Annotated in this window: 4 protein-coding genes and 1 pseudogene; all 5 read left to right on the top strand. The window is 71.6% G+C overall.

All coding sequences use genetic code 11. From position 1 onward, the window contains the following. The coding region (locus AB0G02_RS34840; RefSeq protein WP_360803075.1) for a phage tail sheath subtilisin-like domain-containing protein at nt 1–820 on the top strand (820 nt) is incomplete at its 5' end. Between the two features lie 41 nt (nt 821–861). Next, nucleotides 862–1302: a phage tail protein gene (locus AB0G02_RS34835; protein WP_360803072.1), complete on the top strand. Its 441-nt coding sequence runs from the start codon at nt 862–864 to the stop codon at nt 1300–1302. Next, a complete protein-coding gene (locus AB0G02_RS34830) occupies nt 1299–1763 on the top strand; it encodes a hypothetical protein (RefSeq protein ID WP_360803069.1) in 465 nt (154 codons plus the stop codon). Before AB0G02_RS34835 ends, AB0G02_RS34830 begins: the two co-directional genes overlap by 4 nt. Next, entirely contained in the window at nt 1760–1918 is a 159-nt protein-coding gene (locus AB0G02_RS34825) for a DUF6760 family protein (RefSeq protein ID WP_176947121.1), read from the top strand. Before AB0G02_RS34830 ends, AB0G02_RS34825 begins: the two co-directional genes overlap by 4 nt. Nucleotides 1919–1922: 4 nt before the next feature. After that, nucleotides 1923–2604 (top strand): annotated as a pseudogene (locus AB0G02_RS34820) (hypothetical protein); the annotation flags it as partial.

Raw genomic sequence — 2604 nt, 5'->3', positions numbered from 1 at the left:
GCCGGACCTCATGAGCGCCTACAAGCGCGGCCAGATCGACCTGGAGGGCGTCAAGACCGTCCAGCTCGCGATGATCGCGCACTGCGAGCAGATGGGCGACCGGGTCGCGCTGCTCGACCCGCCCCCCGGGATGAACGCGCAGAAGATCCGCACCTGGCGCCGGGACGAGGCCAACTACGACTCCAAGTACGCGGTGCTGTACTACCCGTGGATCAAGGTCTTCGACCCGGCCAACGGCCGCAACACCCTCGTGCCGCCCGCCGGGCACATCGCGGGCGTGTGGAGCCGCAACGACAACGAGCGCGGTGTGCACAAGGCCCCCGCCAACGAGGTCATCCGGGGCGTGGTGGACCTGGAGATCAACATCAGCAAGAGCGAGCAGGACCTGCTCAACCCGATCGGCGTGAACTGCGTGCGCTCGTTCCCGGGTCGCGGCATCCGCGTCTGGGGCGCCCGCACGCTGTCCTCCGACCCGGCGTGGCGCTACCTGAACGTGCGCCGGTTGTTCAACTACCTGGAGGAGTCGATCCTGCTGGGCACGCAGTGGGTGGTCTTCGAGCCCAACGACGACCGCCTGTGGGCCAGCATCCGGCGCAACATCACCGGCTTCCTCACCGAGCAGTGGCGTCGGGGCGCGTTGTTCGGCCGCACGCCGGCGGAGGCCTTCTACGTCAAGTGCGACCGGGAGAACAACCCGCGCGAGTCGATCGACCTCGGCCAGGTCGTGTGCGAGATCGGCGTGGCGCCGGTCAAGCCCGCCGAGTTCGTCGTCTTCCAGCTCTCGCAGTTCTCCGACAGCACCAGCCTCGTCAGCGAATGAGCCGCCCCGCGGGGGCGTGAACCAGAAAGGCGGCACCACCCATGGCAGAGGGCGATGCTCTTTCCACCCACATCTTCGGCGTCCAGCTCGGCGGGTACACCGTCGAGTCCCTCCAGGAGGTCAGCGGGCTGACCGTCGAGGAGGACGTCGTCGAGCACTCCCAGGTCACCGAGACCGGCAAGCCGGTGCTGCGCAAGCAGCCGGGCGCGCAGAAGGGCGGGGAGGTGACGCTCACCAGGGGCCTGGACCAGAGCGTCACGTTCACCAAGTGGCTCAAGGAGACCTTGGAGAAGGGCGCGGTCACCGCGGCCCGGCAGGACGTCACCATCGAGGTGAAGGACACCGAGGGCAACACGGTCCGCCGCATGACGCTCTACCGCGCGTGGGCCAGCAAGTGGGAGGGCCCCTCGTTCAAGGCGGGCGAGTCCAGCGCGGCCACCGAGAAGGTGACCCTGGTGTTCGAGGAGATCACGGTCGAATGAGGCGGCGGACGATCGCGCTCGACCAGCTCGACGAGTTGGTCGAGCCCCAGGAGGAGCAGGAGCGGGCGGCGGGGCCGAGCGGGCGCGGCGGCCTGCGCACCGAGTTCGACTTCGAGCTGCCGCGGGGTTACGTGGACCCCGACGGCGTGGTGCACCGGCATGGCCGGATGCGCCTGGCCACGGCCCGCGACGAGCTGCGGCCGCAGATCGACCTGCGGGTCAAGGAGAACCCCGGCTACCTCAGCGTGGTGCTGCTCAGCCAGGTCATCACGCAGCTCGGCACGGTCCGCGAGGTCCACGCCGGGGTGGTGGAGCAGATGTACGCCACCGACATCGCCTTCCTCCAGGACTTCTACCGGCGGATCAACAGCGAGGGCCACACCCGCGCGGGCGTGTCCTGCCCGTCGTGCGGCACCGCGTTCGAGGTCGACCTCGCCGGTGGTCGCCTGGGGGAATCGTGACGTACGCGGCCGACCGGCTGCTCGAAGAGGTCGCGTACGTGGCCTACCACTTCCACTGGCCGCGCGAGGAGATCCTCGACCTGGCGCACCACGAGCGCCAGAGCTGGGTCCGCGAGATCGCGCGCATCAACACGAGGGTGAACGAGGGGAGGTGACCCGATGGGGTTCTGGGATCGGTTGCGGCGTGGGAAGGCCGCCGCGCAGGAGCCGGTGGACGCACGGGTCACCGCTCCGACCCCGCCGGCGCGTCCCGCCTGGGACGGGGGGTGGCGCGCTCTCCCGCCGCTGGACGGGGTGGTCCGGCGCAGCAGCGTCGCGGTCGGGGACGGGCTGCGGTTCCGGGACGGGCTGACCTCCTGGCGCGATCACCGGCTCGGCGGCGAGCTGGGGCACTCGGTGAGCGCGAGCGCGCCGTCCGGCCTGATCGCCGGGGTGACCGGCCCGGAGGTGTCCGAGCGGTCGCGGTACTCGGGCGGCGGGCCGCTGCTGGTGGCCTGGGGACGGGACACCGCCGGGGGTGTCGCCGGCGCTTCGGGGGACGCCGGTGGGTCGGGCTCCGCGACGCCGCCGGTGGTGCAGAGGAGCGCGGCTCCCGGCGCGGCGAAGCGCTCAGGCGGGCGTGGAGCGGAACCCGGGTCGACACCCCCCGCTGCGAGATCCCTGCCGACCGGTGTGCCGGCCGACTCCCGGTCGTCGCACCACGACGGTGCGGCGGTCGGTGCCGAGACCTCCGGGGGCGAACCGATCCTCGGTAGTGCGGGCTTTGGCGGTGTGCGTGCTGCCGAGCCCTTGGGCACCGGTGCCGCCGGGGTCGTGCGGTTGCGCCCGGTCCGCCCACCGC

This window comes from Actinosynnema sp. NPDC023658 (assembly GCF_040639995.1).
Lineage (GTDB): Bacteria > Actinomycetota > Actinomycetes > Mycobacteriales > Pseudonocardiaceae > Actinosynnema.
The sequence above is the reverse complement of the archived record's forward strand: the minus strand, read 5'-3'. Positions and strand labels throughout refer to the sequence as shown.